The 26134-nt window shown below is 42.5% G+C and carries 23 protein-coding genes; 13 read left to right on the top strand and 10 right to left on the bottom strand.

The genetic code is table 11. The annotated features are described in order from the left end of the window. Nucleotides 1-66 precede the first annotated feature (66 nt). Nucleotides 67-1572, bottom strand: a complete 1506-nt coding sequence (locus PN457_RS09010; RefSeq protein WP_271732761.1) for an LCP family protein — start codon at nucleotides 1570-1572, stop codon at nucleotides 67-69. Between the two features lie 115 nt (nucleotides 1573-1687). On the opposite strand from PN457_RS09010, the gene PN457_RS09005 reads away from it, so the two are divergent. The 5 genes from PN457_RS09005 (at nucleotide 1688) to PN457_RS08985 (ending at nucleotide 7585) form a co-directional block, all read left to right on the top strand. Further along, nucleotides 1688-2752 carry a mannose-1-phosphate guanylyltransferase gene (locus PN457_RS09005; protein WP_271732759.1) on the top strand — a complete coding sequence of 355 codons (1065 nt, stop codon included), beginning with the start codon at nucleotides 1688-1690 and terminating at the stop codon, nucleotides 2750-2752. A 207-nt stretch (nucleotides 2753-2959) separates the two neighbouring features. Next, nucleotides 2960-4609, top strand: coding sequence for an ABC1 kinase family protein (locus PN457_RS09000; RefSeq protein ID WP_271732757.1), 1650 nt, complete (start codon nucleotides 2960-2962; stop codon nucleotides 4607-4609). A 238-nt stretch (nucleotides 4610-4847) separates the two neighbouring features. Beyond that, nucleotides 4848-5828: an ABC transporter ATP-binding protein gene (locus PN457_RS08995; RefSeq protein WP_271732755.1), complete on the top strand. Its 981-nt coding sequence runs from the start codon at nucleotides 4848-4850 to the stop codon at nucleotides 5826-5828. A gap of 5 nt (nucleotides 5829-5833) precedes the next feature. Continuing rightward, complete coding sequence (locus PN457_RS08990; protein WP_271732753.1) at nucleotides 5834-6622, top strand: ABC transporter permease; 789 nt, start codon at nucleotides 5834-5836, stop codon at nucleotides 6620-6622. 114 nt (nucleotides 6623-6736) lie between these two features. Then, nucleotides 6737-7585: a DUF6920 family protein gene (locus tag PN457_RS08985; RefSeq protein WP_271732751.1), complete on the top strand. Its 849-nt coding sequence runs from the start codon at nucleotides 6737-6739 to the stop codon at nucleotides 7583-7585. Nucleotides 7586-7738: 153 nt separating this feature from the next. Here PN457_RS08985 and guaA read toward each other — a convergent pair whose 3' ends face one another. The 5 genes from guaA to PN457_RS08960 all read right to left on the bottom strand — a co-directional run bounded on the left by guaA (nucleotide 7739) and on the right by PN457_RS08960 (nucleotide 12206). Next, nucleotides 7739-9358: a glutamine-hydrolyzing GMP synthase gene (gene guaA / locus PN457_RS08980; protein WP_271732749.1), complete on the bottom strand. Its 1620-nt coding sequence runs from the start codon at nucleotides 9356-9358 to the stop codon at nucleotides 7739-7741. Between the two features lie 221 nt (nucleotides 9359-9579). Beyond that, on the bottom strand, nucleotides 9580-10695 hold the full coding sequence (cbiD, locus tag PN457_RS08975) for a cobalt-precorrin-5B (C(1))-methyltransferase CbiD (RefSeq protein WP_271732747.1): 1116 nt from the start codon (nucleotides 10693-10695) through the stop codon (nucleotides 9580-9582). Nucleotides 10696-10711: 16 nt separating this feature from the next. Next, the gene (locus PN457_RS08970; protein WP_271732746.1) at nucleotides 10712-11011 is read right to left on the bottom strand and encodes a DUF7734 family protein; all 300 of its coding nucleotides are present in this window, start codon (nucleotides 11009-11011) and stop codon (nucleotides 10712-10714) included. Nucleotides 11012-11016: 5 nt separating this feature from the next. Then, nucleotides 11017-11610, bottom strand: coding sequence for a DUF3177 family protein (locus PN457_RS08965; RefSeq protein ID WP_271732745.1), 594 nt, complete (start codon nucleotides 11608-11610; stop codon nucleotides 11017-11019). Nucleotides 11611-11972: 362 nt separating this feature from the next. Beyond that, complete coding sequence (locus PN457_RS08960; RefSeq protein ID WP_271732744.1) at nucleotides 11973-12206, bottom strand: Calvin cycle protein CP12; 234 nt, start codon at nucleotides 12204-12206, stop codon at nucleotides 11973-11975. A 378-nt stretch (nucleotides 12207-12584) separates the two neighbouring features. Between PN457_RS08960 and PN457_RS08955 the strand changes: the two genes are divergently transcribed. After that, nucleotides 12585-13814 carry an FIST signal transduction protein gene (locus tag PN457_RS08955; RefSeq protein WP_271732742.1) on the top strand — a complete coding sequence of 410 codons (1230 nt, stop codon included), beginning with the start codon at nucleotides 12585-12587 and terminating at the stop codon, nucleotides 13812-13814. 1 nt (nucleotide 13815) lies between these two features. Here the strand turns inward: PN457_RS08955 and PN457_RS08950 are convergent, their stop codons facing one another. Next, nucleotides 13816-14916, bottom strand: coding sequence for a metallophosphoesterase family protein (locus PN457_RS08950; protein ID WP_271732740.1), 1101 nt, complete (start codon nucleotides 14914-14916; stop codon nucleotides 13816-13818). Between the two features lie 369 nt (nucleotides 14917-15285). Between PN457_RS08950 and trmB the strand changes: the two genes are divergently transcribed. From trmB to PN457_RS08935, 3 genes are all read left to right on the top strand, one after another. Then, on the top strand, nucleotides 15286-15933 hold the full coding sequence (gene trmB, locus PN457_RS08945; RefSeq protein ID WP_271732739.1) for a tRNA (guanosine(46)-N7)-methyltransferase TrmB: 648 nt from the start codon (nucleotides 15286-15288) through the stop codon (nucleotides 15931-15933). A 47-nt stretch (nucleotides 15934-15980) separates the two neighbouring features. Next, nucleotides 15981-16964: a CAF17-like 4Fe-4S cluster assembly/insertion protein YgfZ gene (ygfZ, locus tag PN457_RS08940; protein WP_271732737.1), complete on the top strand. Its 984-nt coding sequence runs from the start codon at nucleotides 15981-15983 to the stop codon at nucleotides 16962-16964. A gap of 123 nt (nucleotides 16965-17087) precedes the next feature. Further along, the gene (locus PN457_RS08935; RefSeq protein WP_271732735.1) at nucleotides 17088-20291 is read left to right on the top strand and encodes a glycoside hydrolase family 15 protein; all 3204 of its coding nucleotides are present in this window, start codon (nucleotides 17088-17090) and stop codon (nucleotides 20289-20291) included. A gap of 66 nt (nucleotides 20292-20357) precedes the next feature. On the opposite strand, the gene PN457_RS08930 is transcribed toward PN457_RS08935, so the two are convergent. Continuing rightward, nucleotides 20358-20639, bottom strand: a complete 282-nt coding sequence (locus PN457_RS08930; protein ID WP_271732734.1) for a YkvA family protein — start codon at nucleotides 20637-20639, stop codon at nucleotides 20358-20360. 218 nt (nucleotides 20640-20857) lie between these two features. Between PN457_RS08930 and PN457_RS08925 the strand changes: the two genes are divergently transcribed. From PN457_RS08925 to PN457_RS08915, 3 genes are all read left to right on the top strand, one after another. Further along, entirely contained in the window at nucleotides 20858-21598 is a 741-nt protein-coding gene (locus PN457_RS08925; protein ID WP_271732732.1) for a MotA/TolQ/ExbB proton channel family protein, read from the top strand. A gap of 44 nt (nucleotides 21599-21642) precedes the next feature. After that, entirely contained in the window at nucleotides 21643-22212 is a 570-nt protein-coding gene (locus tag PN457_RS08920) for an ExbD/TolR family protein (RefSeq protein ID WP_271732731.1), read from the top strand. A gap of 418 nt (nucleotides 22213-22630) precedes the next feature. Next, nucleotides 22631-22993, top strand: a complete 363-nt coding sequence (locus PN457_RS08915; protein WP_271732730.1) for a phage holin family protein — start codon at nucleotides 22631-22633, stop codon at nucleotides 22991-22993. A 122-nt stretch (nucleotides 22994-23115) separates the two neighbouring features. Here PN457_RS08915 and psb29 read toward each other — a convergent pair whose 3' ends face one another. Together psb29 and hemF are read right to left on the bottom strand one after the other, a co-directional pair. Beyond that, the gene (gene psb29, locus PN457_RS08910; protein ID WP_271732728.1) at nucleotides 23116-23823 is read right to left on the bottom strand and encodes a photosystem II biogenesis protein Psp29; all 708 of its coding nucleotides are present in this window, start codon (nucleotides 23821-23823) and stop codon (nucleotides 23116-23118) included. 326 nt (nucleotides 23824-24149) lie between these two features. Beyond that, nucleotides 24150-25196, bottom strand: a complete 1047-nt coding sequence (gene hemF / locus PN457_RS08905) for an oxygen-dependent coproporphyrinogen oxidase (protein ID WP_271732726.1) — start codon at nucleotides 25194-25196, stop codon at nucleotides 24150-24152. A gap of 338 nt (nucleotides 25197-25534) precedes the next feature. Between hemF and PN457_RS08900 the strand changes: the two genes are divergently transcribed. Then, complete coding sequence (locus tag PN457_RS08900; protein WP_271732725.1) at nucleotides 25535-26059, top strand: SRPBCC family protein; 525 nt, start codon at nucleotides 25535-25537, stop codon at nucleotides 26057-26059. The last annotated feature ends 75 nt before the right edge of the window (nucleotides 26060-26134 follow it).

The following is a 26134-nucleotide window of genomic DNA, read 5'->3' as shown; positions in this document are numbered from 1 at the left end:
TTAGTAGACTATGATCCCCAGAGGGAACCCAAAATCAAATCATGACTAATGACTAATGACCAGTGACTATTTCCAATCTTGACCAATACGAATTGTAATATCCGATTCTAAATCCCCAATTGCCGAAACATTAATCTTACCCAAGCCAATAATGTCATAAAGCTCAACTCCCGTGGTTCGGTTTCCTCTGTGAACAATAATCTGAGTCTGTCTGTGGGGGTCAGGCCAATCCGACACAGCATGAACATTTGTAAAACCTTTTTGTTTGAGATAGTCAATAACCTTTTCAGTCATCTGAGGTTGATTGGAAGAATTTTGAATAGCAATTCTCAGGTCTTGGACTGGACGTACATCAGCGTCAACATCAGGTACATCTACCCCCACATAATTACTCAATAGAGTCTGCTGTTTATTAAGATTCAGCCAATAACTATTGGGGTCTTGACTAAAGCGGCTGAAATTACCGGGTAGAATGGTCATTTGTAAATTATCATCTTCCAGGTTCACCGAATAATTTACCAAGGCCATCATTTCTTCTATTTTGAGATTGGTGTCAAAATATTTCCGCATCAGACGGGTTAAATGAGGTAATCTCGGTAACACAGTCGGACTATTGACCTGTTGCAGTAAGGCTTTAATTAGCACTTGCTGTCGTTGTACTCTAGGTAAGTCCCCTAATCCTGGTTCGCGGTATCGAGCAAATTTTTCTGCTTGTTCACCGTTGAGGGTTTGCCAACCACTGGGTAAATTAATGGATTGATGACTAGAATCTTGATATTGCATACCTTGAGGTACAAAAACATCAACCCCACCCAATTGATCAACTAACTGCCTCAGTCCACTAGTTGAAATACGGATATACCTATGTATAGGAGCATTATTTAAAGTCCGGCTAACTACCCGTGCTGCTAAAACAGGACCCCCTTGAGCATTAGCTTCAGACACCTTAGTTAAACCTCTTTCTGGGATAGCAATCATGGTATCCCTGGGAATTGACAACACCCGCATAGTTTTATTACTAGGGTTGAGTCTAACCAGCAACATGGTATCACTGGTTCCTGTAAAACTTTCCGGAGAGCCATCAATACTACCTGGCACCGGATCAACTCCCATAATCAAAATATTCATCGGTCGTGACAGCTTATACTGGGAAATTTTGCCCCATAATTCCCCAGGTAAGGGTATTCTCTGATCATCTTCACCAGAAAATCCCAATTCTTCATCTGTTCGGTCAAGATTACTCCATAATGGAGTCCACAGCGCCAAAGTCGATACTAACAGACCTGAAAAAACGATCCCCACCACTGTGGTCAATGTCCACAGTAGCCATCGAGGTACACTCAAGCCTAACCTCTGGTAAATATCCTTGGGAATTAGACCCACAGACTCAACAACACTCGGGGAAATAGTTCCTGGTTCATGGGGCACTATTTCCAGTTCGGATGGTGATATCTGTTGAATTCCCAGATCATTTTCTCCCCATGATACCTGTTGAGTTCTTTCCTGTACTTCAAACTCTGGTAATTCTTGAAAGGTCACCTGATTTTCTAACCATTGAAATTGTTTAATCACACATTATCTCCCCAATCAACCACTACCTTAAGGTCTGTTAATCGCATCCACAAATCCTGTCAGGCCAAAAGCTCACTGTACACTGATAATGATCTGACCTGAGTGTGTAGACAACATGAGTAATTCACTCTTCCCTGTAATTCTGGCCGGTGGCAAAGGTGAGCGTTTTTGGCCCCTCAGTCGCCAAAACCGACCTAAGCAATTTTTAAGCCTTGATGGTAGCTCTAGAAGTCTGTTACAAGCAACCGCCGATAGGTTATTAGCCTTCACCAATGGTTGGAATGACCTCTGGGTCATTACTTCTAGTCAGATAGCCGCAGGTGTCAGACAACAACTACCCCTACTGCCATCTGAAAATTTACTCATTGAGTCCGAGGGACGAGATACAGCCGCTGCAGTTGCCTGGGCAAGTTTAGAAATTAAGCAGCGTTACGGAGAAGATGCTATCATAGGCTTTTTTCCCTCTGACCACTGGATAGCTGACCAAGAAGCATTTGTACATACCTTAATGGCTGGTACCGAGCTAGCGGCCAGCACAGAGGCCATTGTCACTCTGGGGATCAAGCCTACTTTCCCATCAACTGGTTACGGCTATATTGAACAAGGCGAAAATATTGGTAGATTTAATGATTTGCCAGCCTATCACGTCAGCCGCTTTACTGAAAAGCCTAACCGTGAAACAGCAGAAACTTTTCTATCTACGGGGCGTTTTAGCTGGAATAGCGGAATGTTCGTATTTCGGGCTGGGGTGGTTCTCAAGGAACTTTATACCCATGCGCCAGAAATTATCGAACCATTAGAACAACAAGGCCCTGATGTATATCCTCAGTTGCTTAAACAGAGTATAGACTATGCTCTGATGGAAAAAACAAATTTAGCATATGTCTTACCAGTTGAATTTGGTTGGGATGACTTGGGAGATTGGAATGCACTCGATCGCCTACTGAAAAAACCTGAGAATCCGAATGTAGAACTAGCTACCCATGTGGGATTGGATACCCATGGTGCTATTGTTTATGCTACCAATTCAGAGGATGTAATTGTTACTATTGGTCTAGAGGATGTTGTGATTGTGCGCGATCGCAATGTAACTCTTGTAGTCAATAAAGACCGCACTCAAGAAATTAAACAGATTCTCAAAACCCTTGCAGATGATCCCCGATTTACTGAACTGCTATAAATCCTAGAGTCTGAGAGTTAAAACCCCGATCAGAGGCTGAGGATTGGTTGCATTCATTATAACTGATATGTGTGTTGGCAGGACTTAGGGAGCAGGGAATAGTACCGCCCCGGTCACGAGAGTTTGATTTTCTGCCTAGTTACACCGCTGCTCTACCAGATTACTCCCTGCTCCCCCTGTTTCCCCTCATCCCCCTATTTCCCCACAATGTTCCTCACTCAAACTGTTCCCCGTCAAAGAGAAATTATCGAGGTAGTCCTCCGCAATGGTTGGGACTATATGCGAAGAGTACTCACCGGTGGTAAAGCTGATGAACCTCAACTACCCACACCGGCAGTTTTAAAGAATATCCTGGTGGATTTGGGTCCAGTTTATGTTAAACTGGGTCAGCTACTTTCGACCCGTCCAGACTTACTCAGCGCCGCCTACATTGAAGAGCTTTCCACTCTCCAAGACGAAGTACCCCCAGTTCCTTGGTCAGACATAGAAGTATTAATTCGTCAGCAGCTAAAACACCCACTGGAAGAAACATTCAGCATAGTTAATCATGTCCCTGTAGCGGCCGGATCAATCGCTCAGACTCATCGAGCTACATTAGTAGATGGTCGAGAAGTTGCTCTCAAGGTACAACGTCCGGGAATCGATCTCACTGTAGCTCAAGATATCGTTTTAATTCAAGGTATTGCTGATTTAGTAGCGCGCACAGAGTTTGGGCAAACTTACGAAATCAAAGCGATCGCTGCTGAATTTACCAAAGCTTTAGAAGACGAGTTAGATTTTACACTGGAAGCAGGTTTTACAGACCAGCTGCGAGGTAATTTAGCCCGTAGTCGCTGGTTTGATCCCACACAACTGGTAGTTGCGGAAATCTTCTGGGAATTGACTACCCAGAAGTTATTGGTCATGGAATGGCTCGATGGTGTACCTTTACTTTCCGCGAATTTAAATCGGTTCCCGGAAAATGGTAACGATGCTCACACACAACGCCGGGACATTACTACCCTGCTATTTCGGGCTTTTTTCCAGCAAATATACATTGATGGCTTCTTCCATGCTGACCCCCATCCTGGAAACTTATTTTATCTCGCAGATGGTCGCATTGCGCTTTTAGACTGTGGAATGGTGGGCAGACTTGATCCCCGCACCCAGCAGATCCTCACAGAAATGCTTTTAGCCATCATTGATTTAGATGCGGGTCGATGCGCCCAGTTAACTTTACACTTAGCAGATTCTTCTGGTCCGGTGATTTTGTCCCGGTTAGAAAATGATTATGATCGCATGTTGCGGAAGTATCATCATGTCAGCTTGAGTGATATGAATTTCAGTCACATAATTTATGAAATTCTGCAACTGGCCCGTCAAAATAAAATTCGCTTACCCAGCAATATGGGCTTATATGCCAAAACCCTGGCTAACTTAGAAGGGGTAGCTCGTGGATTCAACCCACAGGTGAATTTATTTGACGAGATCCAGCCATTAATTACAGACTTGTTTCGACGACAACTACTAGGGAGTAATCCACTACCATCACTCTTAAGAACTGTCCTAGATATTAAGAGTCTATCATTACAATCTCCCCGGCAAATTGAACTATTATTAGAGCGAGTTACTTCGGAAACCTTACAGTGGAATCTCTCACTGCGTGGTTTAGATGGTATGCGGCGCACTCTGGATGACGCAGCTAACAGATTATCTTTTAGTATTTTAGTAGGTTCTCTGATTATGGGAGCCGCTATTATTTCCACCAAAGCCCAAACTACTCAACTGTCATTTTTAAGTAGTGTTCTGTTTGCTGCTGCTAGTTTATTAGGTTTGTGGCTAGTTATTAGTATTTTACGCTCTGGGCGTTTAAAGTAACTGTTGAAAAAAACCTCCTAAAATCTACTGATGTCAAAATGGGTCATATTTCTTGTATTTATAGCATTTCCCATGCTCGTGAGGTACAATTTTTTTTAGTTTGAGGGAACACCGGAACACTGGAACACTGGAACAGGGAATAGGGAATAGGGAATAGGGAATTGGTGTGTACTTCATGAGCCTGAAAAAGGCTATATAAGGGATAATTTGGGATCTCACCGCTACAGGAAAATGCTATATGTCAATTATTACTGTTGAAAATCTCTGTAAATTTTACCCAGTGGCGGTTAAGCAGCCGGGCATAAAAGGCACGCTCACCCACTTTTTCCGGCGCACTTACCGCTCTATTAAAGCAGTAGAGGATGTTTCCTTTGAAATTTCCCCCGGTGAGGTGGTGGGTTTTTTGGGACCCAATGGTGCTGGTAAAACTACGACCCTGAAAATGCTCACAGGGCTGATTCATCCTTCTGGGGGTACAGTTAGAGTGGCGGGATACGTGCCATTTTTGCGCCAAGAACGATTTCTGCAAAAAATTACCTTGGTCATGGGTCAAAAACAGCAGTTACTCTGGGACTTACCAGCCCTAGATTCTTTAAAAATCAACGCTGCTGTTTACAACATCTCAAATCAAGAATTTCACAGACGGGTCGGGGAATTCACACAGATGTTGAATCTAGAAGGAAAGCTGACCCAACCAGTGCGGAAATTATCTTTAGGTGAACGGATGAAAGCCGAACTGTTAGCAGCACTGTTGCATCATCCTCATGTATTGTTTCTCGATGAACCGACACTGGGACTAGATGTAAATGCTCAGGTGGCGGTACGGGATTTTTTACGGGAGTATAATCGCCGTTATCAAGCTACTGTGTTATTAACTAGTCATTACATGGCTGATATTACTGCTTTATGTCAGCGGGTACTATTGATTCACCAAGGAAAGCTGATGTATGACGGTAGTTTAGATGGATTGGTGGCAAATTTCGCACCTTACCGCGAAATCCATATTGAGTTAACCGAGCCGCTACCTAGAGAAAAACTCATGTTCTACGGTGATGTCCAGTCCCTAGAGGGGCGTGCTGTGAGCTTTATCGTACCACGAGAAACCCTGACCAGTACAGTATCTCAAATTCTGGCAGATTTAGAAGTCATTGATTTAACAGTGACTGAGCCGCCAATAGAAGAGGTGATTGGTAGAGTTTTTCAGGCGGGAGTGGTGTAATTTCAGTGAAAAAAATTCTTAGGAAAATCTTGACTTTGCTGTCTGTTTACTACGCCTATATGGTGGAGTATCGGGCGGAATTGATTTTATGGGTTTTGGCTGGCGCTTTACCTATTATCTTGATGGGTGTCTGGATACAGGCGGCCCAAGGTGGGGAGTTTGCTCTGACACCTGCAGATTTTGCCCGCTACTTTATCACGGTTTTTTTTGTGCGACAAGTTACTGTTGTCTGGGTAATTTGGGAGTTTGAAAAGGAGATAGTGGAGGGTAAGCTATCATCCCGCTTATTGCAACCCCTAGATCCAGTCTGGCGCCATGTCGCTGCTCATCTTTCCGAAAGGGTGGCTCGTCTACCTTTTGCACTACTACTAGTTTTTTTGTTTTTTACCCTCTATCCTCAAGCTGTTTGGTTACCTAGTTGGTGGCAATTATTACTCTTTTTTATTGCATGTATACTCAGTTTTATTTTACGGTTTGTGATTCAGTATACTTTTGCTATGTTCGCATTTTGGACAGAACGCGCTAGTGCTTTGGAAAACTTCTGGTTTCTATTTTATTTATTTTTGTCGGGCTTAATTGCACCTTTGGATGTTTTTCCCGAAACGGTGCGCACGGTGGTTATGTTTACGCCTTTCCCTTATTTGATTCATTTCCCAGTCAGTCTTTTGGTGGGGTTACCTGTTGATGTTGCCGGGGGATTTTTAGCCATTTTAGCCTGGATATTCATATTTTTCGCGGTAAATCGCCTGCTGTGGCTTGGGGGACTAAAACGTTATTCTGGTATGGGTGCCTAAAATAACGTCACACCTTACTAACCAAAGGTCAGGTTTTTGGCAAATGTCAAAGGTGAGTGGTGTCAAAACACACATTTATATGTTATTTAATTTATATTTATCAGGTGTGTTTTTATGTCTATCAAGATTCTCATTGGCATTGTTATACTGTTGGCGATCGCATTTTTGAGTCTGATCATCCTCAAAATCAGAACTAATCGCCAGGTCAATCAAATGTGGCGATTGTGTTCCCTGTGTTCTTCACAAGCCTCCCCGACACAGGAATACTTCAGTGAAGACATGATTACTGGATTGCCACCCACTGTACAGCGTTACTTTCTACACGCTATTGCTCCAGGGACACCCTTAGCTCATGCTAATCAATTAAAGATGCAGGGGCGCTTGAGATTGGGACGGGATAAATCTTGGCTTTCCATGCGTTGTCAAGAACTTATCACCTCACAAGGATTTGTGTGGAAAGCCATCATCGGTGGTAAATTATTAAAGCTTGATGGTGCTGATTATTACATGATTAATGGTTTAGGGCGAGTGCAATTTGGACTCTGGGGATTAATCCCAATTATCAACGTACATGATCACAATACTCTTCGTTCTAGCATTGGGCGCTTAGTACAGGAATTTGTCTGGTTACCATCCGCCTTGTTACCCCAGCAGGGCGTAGAGTGGCGAGAAATTTCTGATGACACCATTGAAGCCAGACTGAAGATAAATGATGAACCCGTCACCCTCACCCTAGTCATTGATACTGATGGCAAAGTTTTAGAAATTTCTTCACCCCGTTGGGGAAATCATACAAACAATCGCAAATGGCGCTATATTCCCTTTGGCGGTAAATGTCACGCAGATCAAACTTTTGGTGGTTTTACCATTCCTTCTCAGGTCAATGTCGGTTGGTGGTTTGGTACAGAACGTTACTTTGACTTTTTTAAATGCACAATTAAACAGGCTAAATTTCAATCTTAGTCAGTTGGTGGTTGACGGAATTCCGACCAGGATGTTATGACTATAGACCCCCTGGAGCATGGTGGCTGATGCTACAGGAAATTGAAAACCAGATGAGGACACAGACCTATGTGTGTTGATCTGTGTCCATCTCTGGTGGAAATTAACCCGACATCATTCCCACTCTATAGTTCCAGGGGGCTTAGAAGTAATATCATAAACCACACGGTTAACCCCCTTCACCTCATTAACAATGCGATTAGAAATTTCTTCCAAGACATCGTAAGGTATCCGCGCCCAGTCAGCCGTCATACCATCTTCACTCGTGACAATACGCAGAACAATAGGATAAGCATAAGTGCGTTTATCCCCCATTACGCCTACACTGCGAATTGGTAGTAACACAGCAAATGCTTGCCAAACATCATGGTATAAACCACGCTTGTTAATTTCTTGACGCACAACCAAATCAGCATCACGGAGAATATTCAACCGTTCGGGGGTGACTTCCCCTAAAATGCGAATTGCTAAACCAGGACCGGGGAAAGGTTGGCGTTGTACAATTTCTTCTGGTAAGCCAATCGAACGCCCAACTTTACGGACTTCATCTTTAAACAGTTTCCGCAATGGTTCCACCAGTTTAAACCGCAGGTCTTTGGGTAAACCACCAACGTTGTGATGACTCTTAATTTTTACTGCTACTCGTTCCCCTGTTTGGGGGTCTACGTTAGTATCAGCGGACTCGATCACATCTGGATACAGAGTACCCTGGGCTAAATAGTCAAAATGTCCCAGGCGTTTAGATGTTTCTTCAAATACCTGGATAAATTCATGTCCAATACGCCGGCGCTTTTCTTCTGGGTCTGTTACCCCGGCAATCATCGACAAAAAGCGCTCGCGAGCACTAACATATTCTACAGGAATATGAAACTGTTCTTTAAATAGTTTGAGTAACCGTTCCGGCTCCAACTTACGCATAAAGCCTTGGTCAATAAACACACAGGTCAATTGTTCCCCAATAGCTTTATACAACAAAAAGGCCAGGGTAGAAGAATCCACACCCCCAGACAAGGCTAACAGTACCCGCTTATCACCTACTCTGGCGCGAATTTCCCGAATTGCTTCTTCTACAAAAGCCTCTGTAGTCCATGTGGGTTCGCAATCGCAGATATGATAGACAAAGTTACGAATTAAGGCCAGTCCCCCCAGAGAATGTACTACTTCAGGATGGAACTGGACACCATAAAGTTTTCTTTCGTGGTCAGCAATGGCGGCGCAGGGTGTATTATCTGTGTGTGCCAACACTTCAAACCCTGGTGGCATTTTTGTCACTGAATCTCCGTGACTCATCCACATGGTGGTACCATCTTCCACATTAGTCAGTAAGTCTGTGGGGTCATCTATATATAATGATGCTTTACCATACTCTCCTCGCTCTGCTTTAGCCACTTCCCCATGGAGTTGGTTAACCATCAACTGCATACCATAGCAGACACCCAGGACAGGAATACCTAAATTCCAGATTTCTTGGTCGCAATGGGGGGCGTGTTCCACATAAACTGATCCCGGTCCACCAGAGAGAATGATCCCCTTGGGATTTAATTTGCGTAATTGTTCGGATGTTGTGCGATAAGATAGAACTTCCGAGTATACTTGAGTCTCGCGGATTCTGCGCGCAATCAGTTCAGAATATTGGGAGCCGAAGTCGAGAATTACAATCATTTGACGATCTAGCCCCCCCAAATTGTCTATTTGAGGTGCTGGTTCGGTTGGTAGAGTCACCGATGTATTCATGGGGAGTTGTAAATGTAAGGTAAACAGTCGCTCTATAGCCTAAGTGAAAACCATTCATTCCCTGCTGATGCTGGTAAATGGTTGAGTTGATCCCCAACAAACGCAAGGTTAAATGCGCTTGCTAGACAATGTTGATGGCATAGTTTTAAAAGAATAACTGATCCAAGGATGGATACTGAAAAAAATATTTATGGGGATTATTTATGATTATTCATATTAAACTAACACAATTTTTCCATTAACATGCAACCGATTTTGCTCTTGATGAGAATTTGCCGATCGCGATCAAACAGAACCGAGCCGCACAGTGTTGGTGCTGCGCCTCTGGTACTATGACTTTGAATGTATGCTTGGGAACGAGTATCAATAGCTTGAGCGATCGCAGTATAAACTTGATTAACCCAATCACTACCCGTCACAGTATCCAAGGTTCTTAAGTATTTTAATGCAGCCTCAGCCGTAGGACTTTCAAAAACAGACTGTATATCGTGGGAATTTAAACCCACCAAGGCACAATGGGCGGCTAAAATTTCCCGACGGCCATCAGCCAACTGGTGATGAGTATGAAAAATCCCCCCAGCCAATTTCATCAGTTTTCCGTGATAACCAAATAACAAGATTTCCTTCACACCCAGTACATCTGCTGCTACTAACATTGGCCCCAACCAGTTAGCAGTTTTTACCATTTGTTCAGGATTGATTCCCAGTTGACGCGCCAAATCTAGACCATTTTCGCCGATGCAAAATACCAAATTTTCAAACCGACTGGCTTTATGTTCTAACTCAGTGCGGAAAGCTGTTAATTGCTCTGGTGTGCTTAAAGGTTGAGAAATACCAGTTGTCCCCAACAGCGAAAGACCTTCCACCACACCAAAAGCAGGATTAGAAGTGCGCACAGCCAGCGATCGCCCGAATGGTAGAATAATATTGACAGTGATTTTCTCATCAGCTGCTAGCATCCGCCGGAGATTTTCTTGTAGCAACCTGTGAGCATAAGCATAAATCGCCGGCTGATAGTCCGCATTTAGCTGTTTACCAATTCCTTCCCCACCTTGAATAATTACAGGCTCCCCATCGCCCACACGCCATTGCACCAGGGCCCAAATTGGTGTATTTCTGGTTAAATCCAGATTATCACCTGGTTCGCTGCGGGTAATTGCCAAAGCCATATGATCAGATAGACCTGCTACCTGTTCAATGGGTATTTCTGCCATTTCTGCGGGTGAAATCAAGTCCACCGACACAGATGTTACAGCTTGGTCATGGCGTAACCAGTGTAAAGCCGCCATAGCAGAAGCACAGGCAAAAACCGGGAGAGTGTATCCAGAAACAGACATGATGATTAAATGATTATTACACACCAACTGCTGACAGTAGATCTTCCATAGCTTCCCCAGAAAGTCCTTTTTGGATATAATTGGGAGCTTCAGGATTGTAAGGGCTTTGGATGCGGTCAATATTCAAAATTACCGCATCCTCCGGGATAACTTGTACATCCGGGTCAAATGCAGTTGGGCGCATCAAGGAACTAGAGAAACCTTTAAAAATAGCAACTTGATCTTGATAATTGGCGATTTCCAATGTTACCAGCAGAACTTCTTGGGGGCGTTTGGTGGTGTATTGTTCCAAGCGTTTACCAATGCAATTATTCATCTCAACTAGTGTTGTACTGCTGAACGTCCTTGTTTTCCTAGCTTCACAAGTACAAAGTAGGTTAAGTACACTACATAGATTACTAAACTCAGTATAGCCAAAAAACCTAGAAACACAGGTGTGCTATTCTCATGGAAATATTGTTTAAACAGTAAGGGCGCTTCCAACCAAACTTGACAATAGGGAGTTTTGATAGCAGTTTCCGAGACAGCACACCCTAAAAAAGGCACAAGAGCAATTGCACCCAAAATAGAATAAATAGTCACACCCCAGCGCCAAGAGGTAAAAATCAGTTTTAAAGGGCTACTTTGCTGGTAATCAATTTCATCATTGAGGTCTAGCCAAAACCACAGAGAAATAGGAATGAGAATCCGCCCGATGAACCCAGATATAAAGCTGATTGGGTACTGACCAATCATTAAATAGACGGTGATGGCTAATAGACTGGATACCCGCCAGTAAATGGTCAAGAGGTGCTGTATTGCTTCGGCTTTTTGTACAAATGCCCAAATTAGTAGAATTACAGGAATAAATACTAAAAATAATAATGCCAGTCGATAGTCAACCCAGACATACTGGCGAAACCAAACTTCATTCATAATTTTTTCTGAGGTTAGCAATAATAAATTTCAATCAATTATTCACCGGATACGTTTAATTTCTAGTTAAAAAAAACAAGCAACTGGGAGAAGTTAAAGTTTAATATCTTGCATCAGCCCAAAGCATCATCGGCACAGTTAAGGAACTTGCGCCGGATTTATGAACTAGCAACCCCAGGAAAACCCAATCTTAACCTTCGGTATCATATGAATCTAGTATAAATAGTATACTGACCCAAACCTCAGATGATTAAAAGAGATGGATTTCTATTTAATTTCTATTTAATCTAGGGTTAGCTTCAAGGTGCAAGATAACAGTAAGTAGATATAGTTGCTTGCTTATTCGGATAAAACTTTACTTTTTAGTCGTCGTAAACCCGGCACTCAAGAGCGTCTGGGTTATCATCACAGTACTGTTCTAGTGAATTTTTTGGCTTCTTGTTCCGCTGGTGGGAGGCTTCAGCTTGCAGTTCTTCCACTGCATCCCAAGCAGCGGCACACTCAGCAGAGTTACCACCGGAAATATCACAGACAGCACGAGCTTGTTGTATTTCAACTTCGATTTTTTCTTGGATTTTTTCTTGGGTGTCGCTCATAGTTAAATCTCTTTGTGTGGTTTTTGTCCTAGTATATAAAAACTTGCAGAATGGAGTCTTGTGGTTAGCTCGTCCACCATTCTAACTACTTAACCTGTTACGTTAAGTATTTTAGCTTAATCATCCATGATCAATACAAAATTAAAAGAACAACAACAAGGTAAACTAAAGACAGGCATTTTTAAGAGTCCTGATGGCAGCGGGTAAATATCAGCCAAGAGTAGAATTAATCCCGCTGTTATATTGTATAATAAGTTTCCTAAGTACCAATATCTGATCATCCGGTGTCAATGTATGGTACTTGAACATATGTAGTAGGGGAAAAATCACATACTACTAATACTACTAACTATAGTAACAAAAAACAGCCTAAAATTCATGGCAGAGCAAATGCAGTGGGCAAATGCCCTATCAACCCGTCCTTCTTTAGAAGCAGCTATTACAGATGTAGTAGAACAGGCTGTGTCGTCATTAACAGTACCTGCGGATTTGGGGGTGATATTCATTTCGTCTGCTTTTGCGAGTGAGTATTCCCGAGTTTTACCCCTGTTGGCTGAAAAACTTTCCGTACCTGTAATGATTGGGTGTAGTGGTCTGGGGGTAATTGGGACTACAGCTACAGGCGAACCTCAAGAATTAGAGGGAGAACCTGCTATTAGTCTTACCTTGGGATATCTACCAGGTGTGAATGTGGAAGTTTTTCATGTGCTCGGAGAAGAATTACCTGACATGGATAGTTCACCAGATGCTTGGATAGATTTAATTGGTGTGCAACCATCACCTACCCCCCATTTTATTTTACTGTCTAGTGCCTTTTCTTCAAGAATCAATGATTTATTGCAGGGGTTAGATTTTGCCTACCCTGGCTCGGTAATAGTCGGGGGACAGGCTAGCTCTGGGGGTGGAAGTAGTCAAATATCTCTATTTTGTAGCCATGATGCCGAGGGGATACATCAACGCCTGTATCGTGAGGGAACGGTAGGCTTGGCTTTGAGTGGCAATATTGTTTTAGAAACTATTGTAGCTCAAGGATGCCGACCCATCGGCCAGCCGATGCAAGTCACAAAGGCTGAACGTAATATCATTCTGGAACTAGATCAAAAAGTGCCGCTGATGGTTTTACGAGATTTGATTGCTAGCCTGAGTGAAGAAGAGCGGATATTGGCACAGCGTTCTCTATTTGTGGGTCTAGTGATGGACCAGTTTAAGCTATCTTTACAACAGGGAGATTTTTTAATTCGTAGCATCTTGGGGGTAGATCCCTCTGCTGGAGCGATCGCCATTGGCGATGTCATCCGTCCTGGTCAACGCCTACAATTCCAACTGCGTGATGCCCAAGCCTCCGCTGAAGACTTAGAATTACTCTTAGAAGGGTATCAAAAGCAACAAATTTTTCCACCGGCGGCGGCTTTCATGTTCTCCTGTCTGGGTCGTGGTCAAGGTCTTTATGGCCAATCCAACTTTGATTCGGAGTTATTTAGGCGCTACATTCATCATATACCGATAGGTGGCTTTTTCTGTAATGGGGAAATAGGGCCTGTTGGGGGGAATACATTTGTACATGGTTATACCTCAGTTTTTGCAATTTGTCGCCCCATGATTAGTTAACCTACCCTAACAAGAGAGTGCTGTGGTTATCAATTAGAGTCGGAATACCACTAGTCATTGCACCATAGGTCTGAAGATGGCGACGTAATTCTATGGGAAATTGTGGATAGTCTAATAAAGCGTCTCCATCGGCAACATTGGCCCAAAAGTCCCGCAGATCAGGAGCTATTTTTTCTGCTACTGTCAATGGGAGGTTTAAGGGGTGTTGAGTTAATAACTTCACCAGGAAGGGGAAAGAGCGATCGCCCATCCACTGACGTGATAAATTTTGCAGATGGGGGAAATCAGGTACTGTTTCTACCCGGTGTGATTGAATTTGTAACCACTCTCTACCGTAGTTATCCTGTTGAAACTGGAAAACCCGGTACGGATGAGGATAACTCACTAAGGAACCAGTAGTAATATCATAAACCCCTTGGGAGTAAGCAACATCCTGAATGTGTAAATGTCCTGTAAATACTAATTTAACGCCATAATTACGCAGAATTTGCAATAATTGCGCAGAATTTTCCAACATATAGCGCTTACCTATAGGATGGCGCGATTGTTCCGGTAGATGCTCAATCACATTATGATGTACCATTACCAGCACCAATTCATTACCTGCTGCTGTGAGTATCTCTTCTAACCATGTCAGTTGTTGAGTATCCAAACGCCCTACTTGCTCACCCTGGTCATTAAAAAAGTTAGAATTGAGTCCAACTAGTCGTACTCCTGGCAACAGTTGCTGTGTATAGTAAAGTTGGTCGGAATTTTCGTAGCCAAACTTGCGGTAATATTGGGGAAAATCAGCAAACCCAATTGATTGGCCATTGGCCATCACCACAGGAACATCATGATTACCAGGAACAACATAGGTGGGAAAAGGTAGCTTCTCTAATCTTTCTTGCAACCAGATATGATTTTCTGGTTCACTGTGCTGAGTTAAATCTCCGGGAAGCAAGAGGAAATCTATATTAAGTTGTGTTAAGTGTTCTATTGCGCTTTCAAAAGCAGGGATACTCACCTCCACCAGATGAAATCGGCTAGGATGATCCCAGATAGTATGAGGAAGGGTAATATGTAGGTCGCTAACTACGGCAAAGCGAAAATTTAAAGCCATTGATTTGGAGGATAATGTTAAAAACTAGATAGAAAAACTCTTTTATAAAAAGTATAACCCTTGCTGGTAAAACCTGTTATAAGTGATCTTTTGTAACGTTTTCCTATCTGTTCACAATCATAGCTGTGGTTAATTAATTATTTACTATAGCTGAATAAAACAATAAGAATTAAAGATTTTTAGTAATTCGTGAAACCCCTTAAAATAGCTCAAATTATTAAAATATAAACTGATAATTATCGATTTATCTAATAGTTGGAAAGCCCATAATGTGAAAAGTAAGGGGGGAAGGACAGGCTATAGAATGCCAAATTTAGAAGATTTATAATATTAAAATCAAGTTGGTAAGTAATAAAAGGAGTATTAATTTTGGCAGTAGTCAGAGTGCGACAACACGTTAACCCACTGGCAAGAAAGTATCAAACGCCGGCAAATGCTATAGAATGGGAAAAGGTTTATACACAGCCAAACCAACCACTACATCTAGATATTGGCTGCGCTAGGGGCAGATTTTTGTTGAAAATGGCGCAGATAGAAACCAACTGGAATTTTCTGGGTTTGGAAATTCGAGAACCTTTGGTAGTGGAGGCGAACCAGTTACTATGTGAGTTGGGTTTAACTAATCTCCATTATTTATTTTGCAATGTAAATAACTCATTGCGATCGCTGTTATCCTCGTTGACTCCGGGAACTTTACAGCGTGTAACTATTCAATTTCCCGACCCTTGGTTTAAAAGCCGCCATGCTAAACGCCGGGTAGTACAACCGGAATTAGTGGCTGAATTAGCTGATTATCTGACCGTTGGGGGGGTTGTGTTTTTGCAGTCAGATGTTGAATTCGTCGCCAGTCAAATGCGCGACCTGTTTGCTGAAAATCCCGCCTTTGAACGACTAGGTACAGAAGAATGGTTAACACAAAACCCTTTACCAGTACCCACAGAAAGGGAAATAGGGACTCAAAACAAAGGTGAACCCGTATATAGGGCTGCATTTGTGAGAAAAATTGTAGTAACCTAATTAAATGTAAGCCTCATAACTGTAAAACAGAGCAACTCTTCATCACCATGTCAACATCTGTAACTGACGCTCAAAACACAGCAGCCATTCAAGCCGCAACAGAAGGGGTTGCTGTATGCGATCGCTCCTACTGGGGGCGTATACGAGTTTCTGATGATGACCGTATCCGGTTTTTACACAATCAAAGTACTAACGATTTTCACAGCCTCAAGCCAGGCCAGGGCTGTGATACTGTGATGGTATCATCCACAGCTCGCACCATTGACCTGGTAACTGCATACATTTTAGAGGATGCAGTGCTGTTACTTACCTCCCCTAGCCGTCGGGAGTTGCTGATGCAATGGTTAGACCGGTATATCTTTTTTGCTGATCAAGTGCAATTGACAGATGTCACAGATGAAACATCGACATTGAGCCTCATGGGTGCCCAGAGTCATACTATTGTAGAAAAGCTGGGTGCTGGTGCAATTATTGGTCAAGCCTATGGTAATCATCAACTAGTTAACGGACTCATGATTGCCGTGGGTAGTGGCTTGGCTACACCGGGATATACAATTATTATGCCAGCTGCACAGAAAGAGAAAATATGGCAACAGATTGTAGCACTAGGGGCGGTAGAATTGACGAATAGTGCCTGGGAAACATTACGGATTTTACAAGGAAGACCAGCCCCCGATGCAGAACTAACAGATGATTATAACCCCCTAGAAGTTGGCTTATGGCAAACAATTTCTTTTAACAAAGGTTGCTACATCGGTCAAGAAACCATCGCTAGGCTCAATACATATAAAGGTGTAAAACAGCACCTATGGGGCATACGTCTGAATGCACCTGCATCAGTGGGGAGTGCGATCGCCATTGGCGATGAAAAAGTCGGTAAACTTACTAGTTACACTGCAACCGTCAATGGTCACTTTGGACTAGGTTATATTCGCAGCAAAGCTGGTGGTATTGGCTTAAAAGTCCAGATAGGAGAAACAGAAGGTGAAGTAGTAAAAGTACCCTTTGTTTCTCACCAATACCCTCAATAACCCAGAGGGTTTATATCCAAAATCTGTCAATCATGACAGACCAATCTATGGTTAATTGCTCTCCTGTGATCCATACAATTTACCCCACATATTCTTACGCCTGAGTTTCCTAAAATTAAGATTATGCAAACAGTCACCGAACTGCAAACAAGACTCGAACATTACTACCAGCAAATCAAGACAATCATCCTCGCACGTCAGAATCCAATTACCGGGTTACTTCCTGCGAGTACAGCCATCACCGCCCACGGTGATTATACAGATGCTTGGGTAAGAGATAATGTTTACAGCATTTTAGCAGTTTGGGGTTTAGCACTGGCATATCGCAAGACTGACGAAGACAAGGGACGGACTTATGAACTAGAGCATAGCGTCACCAAATTGATGCGAGGCCTACTATTTGCGATGTTGCGTCAATCCCATAAAGTCGAGAAATTTAAACATACTCAGTCACTCCTAGATGGCTTACACGCCAAATACAACACAGCTACAGCTGACATTGTGGTTGGAGATGATGAATGGGGACATTTACAACTTGATGCTACATCTATATTTTTACTGATGCTGGCACAAATGACCGCTTCAGGATTGCAAATTATTTACACCATTGATGAAGTAAATTTTATCCAAAACCTGGTTTACTACATTGGGCGCGCTTACCGCACACCAGATTATGGCATTTGGGAAAGAGGTAATAAAATTAATCATGGTAGTGCTGAACTCAATGCTAGTTCTGTCGGTATGGCTAAGGCTGCTTTAGAAGCTATCAATGGTCTAAATTTGTTTGGTGTGCGTGGTGGTGAAGCATCAGTTATTCATGTCCTACCAGATGAAATTGCTCGCGCCCGAATTACCTTAGAATCTTTATTACCTAGAGAATCAGCTTCTAAAGAAATTGATGGCGCACTGTTAAGTATTATTAGTTATCCTGCTTTTGCAGTAGAAAATGTGCAATTACGCGATCGCACATTGAATGATATTATTCGTAAACTGCAAGGAAAATATGGCTGCAAACGCTTCTTACGGGATGGACACCAAACCGTTTTAGAAGATAATCAACGCTTACACTATGAACCTTGGGAACTGAAGCAATTTGAGCATATTGAATGCGAGTGGCCGTTATTTTTTACTTACTTATTTCTCGATGGTTTGTTCCGTGGAGACAGTCAGCAAGTTAAAGAGTACCAGGAACGTTTGCAGTCATTACTCATTCAACGTGATGGCGTGGGTTTATTACCAGAATTGTATTATGTGCCAGCGGAAAATGTAGAAGAGGAAAAATTAACCCCCCACAGTCAAACTCGCTTACCTAATGAAAACATCCCCTTAGTCTGGGCGCAAAGTTTATATTTTCTCGGTCAACTATTAGATGAAGGATTAATCGCGGTGGGGGATATTGACCCATTAGGAAGACATTTATGTATAGGTAAAAAACGCGAGGCTTTAGTACAAATCGCCTTACTAGCTGAGGATGAAGAATTACAAGCTAAACTAGAAGTCCATGGAATTGAAACTCAAACACCTAAGCAAGTAGAACCAATTCAAGTCAGAAAAGCCGAGGAACTTTCGGCTATTTATACTCAAATTGGACGTAATGATAAACTGGGTTTAACAGGTCGTCCTGTGCGGCGGTTACGGAGTTTGAACACATCTCGATTTTTTCGGATTCACGGAGAGACAATTGTATTTTTACCTTCGTTTTTAGATTCCCAACAGTTTTATTTAACCCTTGATTATCATTTTTTACTGGATCAAATCAGAAGTGAACTCGCTTATATTCGAGATTATTGGATTGATTTAGGTCGTCCTACTCTAACTTTAATGTTAACCCATAGCATGTTAGAAATCGGTTCTGAGGCTTTATTAGAACTGATGCAGGAACTTAAAGATGGTGTGTGTAATGGTGTAAAGGTAAAATTGGGACGACTCAATCAACTGATGCTAACAGCGGGGATGCAAAGGATTGATTTTCTCCCAGATGCAGATTTCTCCCAATTGCCAATGCAAAATGCTGCCCCCCCTTGCTATTATCTGGCTTATCATCCTGGGGGACGGTTAGGAAATACCCAAGAATTTCAGATGGAGTGCGAGACTAACTTGGGATTTTTGCTGGCTTCCTTGCGCTCTTCGTCAAATATCTATGAACAAATCGAATTATTACAAACTTTAACTCGCTTGGAGGGATTAACTTTTGATACAGGTCTTGGGGGTCCACAGCATAATGTCACCGTGGGTGATTTACTAGATGAAGTCTACACCAAAGCCGGTAATTTAGGTATTTGGGCGGTGGTACGTCGCGCTGCTGGATTAAGACAAATGGTTGATATTGGCTTATCAGATACAGTCACGAGTATTTTGGTCAGAGGTAAACAAATTGCCGTGGGTAGAGCTTACAGTCAGTCATCACTGATGATAGTGCCTATGTCCCACCGAGAAATTACCGAGAAAATAAATCATTTCTGTCGGGAAGATATCCGCGATCGCGTCCTCACACAAGAAATTATTATCTATCTTGGGGTGTTAATGCGATCGGAACCTCAACTGTTTAAAGGTTTGCTAACTCTGAGAGTCGGCTATCTGATCTTATTAATTACCAGTGAATTAGCACAAGAGTTGGGTGTCACTCAAGATGAAGCCTATGAACAATTGATGGAACTGTCACCCTTTGAAGTGAAAATGCGCTTGCATCAAGTATTAAGAGGTTATACAGGTATTAGTAAATTATTACGCCAACAGGAATCACTGCACATCAAGCAAAAAGAAAGCGATATTGCTTGGGTAGTGCTACCGACAACCGAAAAAGAACAAAGCACAGTCCCCCCGGGTGGTTGGCGGAGATTTCGCCAAGGCGAAGGAGCATTAAACCGAGTCCCTAAAGACTTCTTCCAGCAGGTTTGGCGATTAATGAAACATTGTAAAGGAATTGTGATTGGCGATAAACTAGAGCGTCGCAATCGTTTAGATAGTGAGTTAATTTTATCAGAAATGACAGCCGGGGAAAAGAACTTTGCCCTGAGAGTTGAGCATTTACTCAATAAAATTGAGGCTCCAGAATACCGCCAAGTCAATGTTGAAGCCTTGATGGAATTAGCCACAATTGTCGCCAATAATCCCAGCTTACAAATTGAGGAGTATATAGTTTTAGATGTATTAATTGGCCATGCGGTGCGATTAGCATGGTTAGAACAGCATCCCGAACGAGGCGATCGCTATGATGAAGATAAAGCTTCAGCCTGGCAATGCTTTTATAATACCTCTCCTCAAGATTGTGTAAGTTATATATTGAAAGCCTTAAGATTCTTAACAGAATTTGTCAAAGATATTTAAATCCAGATTGACACCAAGGAGTCGCAGAGAAATATCCGTCTTTGCGTACCTTGGCGTGGAAATTTTTCAATCCACAGACACCGCATCAACATCAACAGTTTCAGTACTAGGTTGTTCAGAACCCTGACGCGCCTTCCAACCTGAGAGCACTAACCCAGACACCTCGGAAAAAACTATAGACAGAAGTAAAAAGTCATCAATTTGTCCGAGAATGGGTATGAAGTCGGGAGAGATATCTATAGGGCTAAGAATATAAACCAGTGTCCCTAAAATCACCCACCACCGATAAATAGGATTACGTAGCAAATTACGATACCAATCGTATAGTAATTGGATTGGAAATTTCATGTATTTACCCTCCAGTTATTATTAATTAATTTTGACAAACTCTCAGATAAATTACCGGTAGGAATAACCGTCCCAGGTAGTATGGAAGACGCTAGTAATTTTCCTGGGCTAAATATTTGCCGGAAGATTTTGTAGAGGAATATGTAATTATGCATTAATCTTGAGAATTAAAGTGCTTTAGGATAGTTGCTGTTGAAATCGAAAGGGGAACCCTAACAGTGGATATTTTAGATTTGTTTGAAAAGGGCGGCCCGGCTATGTGGCCTTTGCTGGCGCTGTCGATTATATCTATAACTGTGATTTTTGAGCGTCTGTGGTTCTGGCTAAGAATTATGACCCAAGAAAACCAAATTGTGGATCGTGTATTAAATACTGCCAAAGATAGTTGGGAAGTAGCGGCGGATATTGCTAGAAAGTCCCGCCATCAACCCATTGGACGCTTTCTTTATGCCCCCTTAAGCTTACACAAAAGTGATCCGGAAACCTTTCGATTAGCATTGGAGTCCACCGCCGAAGATGAATTAGCCGGGATGCGCCGGGGTGAAAAACTCTTAGAAGTTATCATCGCCCTGTCTCCTCTGTTGGGATTGCTGGGTACGGTTTTGGGTTTGATCCAATCTTTGCGTTCAATTCGCATTGGTGATTTAGGAACCGAATCTACGGCTGGTGTCACTACTGGTATTGGTGAATCTTTAATTAGTACCGCTACTGGCTTAATAGTGGCCATTATCAGTTTGGTCTTTTATCGCCTATTTCAAAGTTTTGTAGTTGACCAGGTGAAAATTTTTCGTAAAGCGGGTAATGACATGGAATTGTTATATCGCCAGTCTCCCCCTGACTATGAAAAAATTAATTCTCTCATGGTTGCCGAGTCTTTACAAGACAGTAATACTCCTCCCCGCAGGAAAGATAAAAACCCTTTTGGTGAAGCTCCTCAACCCCCCAATGCAACTGAGTAGTTAGATTCTGAGCAATAGTTAAAAATTCTACACCCAACCCAGGTATGAAAATTAATTTACAGAGCCCAGTTGAAGAAACACAAATTCAAATCCTCCCCTTAATTGATGTCGTTTTTTGCATCCTGACGTTTTTTCTGTTGGCGGCTTTGCAATTTACTCGACAACAGGCGATTAATATTGATTTACCTAAAGCTAGTACAAGTACAGCCACTGGTCTCATCTCAGAGAATGCCACTCGCATTATCACTCTTGATGCTATAGGTAATCTTTACATAGAAAAGCAGCCTGTACAACGAGATCAGTTAGTACAAAACTTAAGGCAATATCTCGCCGCTAACCCTAGTGGAACTTTGGTGTTAAATGCATCTCGTACAGCAACCTATAATGATGTAATTTCAATCTTAGACTTGATGCGGCAAGTAGGTGGCGATCGCGTTTCCTTGGGAATTATACCAGGACCTGCCCCATTAACCAGTGACTCATTTAATCTACCTAATTTTCCCATGGCACCAGTTCCGGGGGTAAATCCTGATGTCCAGTCCCCAGTGTTACCCAATGAACTAGCGCCCCAAGTCCCTATAGCACCTGAAACTCCTCCCACACCTCAAAGGTAATACAATTCCCCTGAACGTGAGGTTTTAATTAAGTATGGAACCTCACCCCTAACTCCTCTTCTTGCTTAACACCGAACACACCGAACACACCGAACACCGAAGGATTGGGAAGGATTGGGGAACACACCGACCACACAAAAAACAATAAAATCCAGTCCCCTCCCCTTACAAGGGGAGGGTTAGGGAGGGGTCAAACAATATTTGATACACTAATCATGACTTGACAAACATCCTCTTAGGAGATGGGTGTATTTTCCGCCCAACTCGAAGGGGTTAAACCTAAAGATATCTGGAATAAAGTATGTTTAGATAAAAATATCTGTTAATTTATAAATAATTGGTTAAGCTTCAAAAATTTATCCCTGGTCAGACTTAGTAATTTAGCGCCGATCACCGTTCACGTTTCAAGGGTTGTGGCATGAATATTGTGACGCTTTTAATTGTTTGGTTGGTAACATCTATCAGCTTATTGATTATTAGTAAGCTCCCTTTGGGAGTGGAAATTGACTCTCCACAAAAGGCATTTTTTTCCGCCGCAGTTCTGGGTATTGTCACAGCAGTAGTGAGACCTATTTTAAGCCTCATATTTACAGTCCCCGATTTACTCACCTTCAACTTATTATCCGGCATTTTCACCTTTATGATTGCCGTTGTGTGTTTTAGTATTGCGGCTTGGTTAGTAGAGGGGTTCCGCTTACGTTTTGGCATCTGGAGTGCTGTACTAGGAGCTTTTGCCTTGAGTATCATCAACAGCCTGATTTACAAATTATTAGGTGTTTAGGAAAAAAGGATTAATTCGTAGTTCGTAATTCCTAATTAATTGAGGTAGCAAATCCTCAACTTATGAATGGAAACAATCAAATTTGTTCCTGAGCAAGAACTACGAATTACGAATTATAGTGGCTATTCGGTTACAGATGGGGGAGCAACTGGGGTCGTAGTTTGTTGTTGACGCTGTTCGCGTTTCTTGCGATCAGCAGATACCATATCTGCCATAACTACCAGGGCTTGAGCCATCTTTTCTAGATTAGAACTGTATAGTTCCAAATCCTTAGTAAGTTTTTCATCAGATAGATGTAAACCAGCCGCAATGGTTTTTAATGCTTCGGTTCGTTGTTTTTCGTCCTTGACTAACTCAGGAGCCGACTGTTCTAATAATGTGAATAAACCAACCGCAAATAAGCGGCTGTATTTAAACTGGGAATTGTTAGCGATCGCTTGGAGTTGTCCTTGTAAATCAGGATCTCGATCTAAATGAGTGGCTTGGCTTAACCAAGCAATTAAATTCTGTACTAGTAGGTCTTGGGCTAAAGCTTGCAGCCGTTGGGCATCCTCTCGGTAACGTTGCGGTTCTTGTTCCACAGCCTGACATAAGGCATTAAAAATCGATTCCTGATCTCGTTCTGGTTGGTAGCCTTGCATAAAGCGGTCAAAGCTGGTGACTACACCCAAGGCATAAATTGGATTGTAGGTAAAACCACTATTGACTGATAGCAGATGCATTTCCACCATCAACTCTTCAACTACCCGACGATAAATGGTGTTAATCGGTCGGGTGTGCAGCGAGTAAAAAGTTCGTTTTGTATCTGAGACAGTACGGACGTTATTCACGAATAAAATGTTAAGAATGTTAAGAGCGACGTTATTACATTTTGTCGCTTAAAGGTGACTTTGCCAAGTTCAGGTTTCCGATCCGTATCATTTATAAGTTTTTGTCCAAATTTAATTGCCTTGGGTAAGTATTGAGTTTGGTTTGTCTATGGACATCTTTAGCCCTTGTTTGGCGAGCCAGCTAATATTTTGACAATCCTACAAAGATTTGAGATTTTGAAACGGATACAGGAAAACCACAGGGGGATTGATTTGACACTCTGCTCGCCATCCCTGGACGTTGATCCCCATCTGACATGAGTCTAGATGGGGAATTAGCGGTGGTTTTATTGAGTTTTAGTTGTCCAGTTGACCCAATCTTGCGGTTTGAGGAAAATTTCATACAACTCGGCTTCTGGAGTATTGGGTTCTGGCTGGTAACCGTATTCCCAACGGACCAAAGGAGGTAAAGACATGAGAATAGATTCTGTACGTCCGTTGGTTTGGAGTCCAAAAATAGTGCCTCGGTCATAAACCAAGTTAAATTCTACATACCTACCGCGACGATAGAGTTGGAAATTCCGTTCGCGATCGCCATATTCCATTTCCCGTCGCCGTTCTACAATGGGCGTGTATGCCGGCAAAAATGCCCGGCCACAATCTTGCACCAAAGCAAATAAATCTTCCCAATTGCGGGTTGATGGTGCCCCCACTTGTTGGCTATAAATAGCCGCTTGGCCATTGGGGTCAGGACCGCGATATAACATACCCTGGCCATCTTGGTAATCCAAAAATATCCCACCGACACCACGGTTTTCGTTCCGATGTTTCAAGTAAAAATATTCATCACACCAGCGCTTAAACACTGGGTAATAGTCTGGGTGATGTTGGTCACAAGCTTGCTTAAGTGTGTTATGAAAATGCGCAGCATCTTCAGCAAAGGGGTAATAAGGAGTTAAATCAGCACCGCCACCGAACCACCACACTGGTCCGGCTTCAAAATAGCGGTAATTCAGGTGAACTGTGGGCACATAAGGATTGCGGGGGTGTAGTACCAGTGAAGTACCTGTAGCATAAAAACCCTGTCCTGAGGCTTCTGGGCGTTGGGCTAAAATTGATGGGGGTAGATGAGAACCCCAAACTTCAGAGAAATTTACACCAGCTTGTTCAAATACTGCACCATCACGCAGCACACGCGATCGCCCGCCACCTCCTTCCGGACGTTCCCAACTATCCTCATGAAACTTACCTACACCATCTACTGCTGCCAGTTTTTGGGTAATTTCATCTTGTAACTGTTTCATAAACTGACTTACCCTCGACTGAGAATCAGTTGGAGGTAAAGACTGGGATGGTGTTGCGTCTACAGTTGGCGTTTGCGAATTAGTCAACATAGATTCCGAGACTTAAATTACATTTTCTAAAAAGCCACAAACTTGTTAATTCTCAAATTTGTGGACAAATCCAGCCAATTTATCGGCTTAATTTGCCTAATCTGCTTTTGTCTTACTTGTCAGCATTTACAAGATTGATGGGCATGACTAGAGTTATTTTCCCTCAAATGCGTATAGGCTTGTATATTAACTGAGTTTTTTTTGTACTTCTTGATGTAAACATTCTGGTATCAACACCAGACTCTGGTGAATGACCCTATGAGCGATCTCTACTTTGAGGTAATCTGATTCACCATACCAGAGTCATCAGCAGCTGCATAGGAAGGAGGATGAGGCAAATGCGAAGTTGGTTATCCAAATGCATCCACCGCAAACGTCGTCAGTTTTGCGCTTCTCTGGTGCGAACGTATCGAGAGATTAGTTCTGCATCCGTAGATGATCTCTGGCTAAAAGTAGTAGATTTAACAGATGTTTCCTGGCATCCCCTGCTCAAAAGTACTAACGTACCCTATGGATTAGTACCCAAACCGGGATTAATTTACCAAGCCATCACCCGCTTTTCGCCTATTCCCATCCGGATTTTTGTCGAGGGTGTTAAACCTCATGAAATGTTAAGTATCCGAGTCATGGCGATTCCAGGTATCGAAGAACGAGTTACTTACCGAGTAGAGTCTACAGTTTGTGGTACTTGTTTATCTTATTCAGTCACTCTCCGGGGTTGGTTGTCCCCCCTAATTTGGTCATTATCACGCCCTTATGCAGATCGTGTAGCACGTTCCTTAGTGGAATACGTAGAAAAGGCTGGATTAGCAACAGTCTCAGGGAAGAAAAAATCACTCCATGATAGTTGTTTTGATTTTTAGGGAATCCAGACCACTTCCCAAACAAAGTTAAGATCATATTAGATGATCATAAAATTTTCTTAAATTTTGTTACAA

Origin of the sequence: Anabaenopsis arnoldii (assembly GCF_028331025.1) — a bacterium.
GTDB lineage: Bacteria > Cyanobacteriota > Cyanobacteriia > Cyanobacteriales > Nostocaceae > Anabaenopsis > Anabaenopsis arnoldii.
The sequence above is the reverse complement of the archived record's forward strand: the minus strand, read 5'-3'. Positions and strand labels throughout refer to the sequence as shown.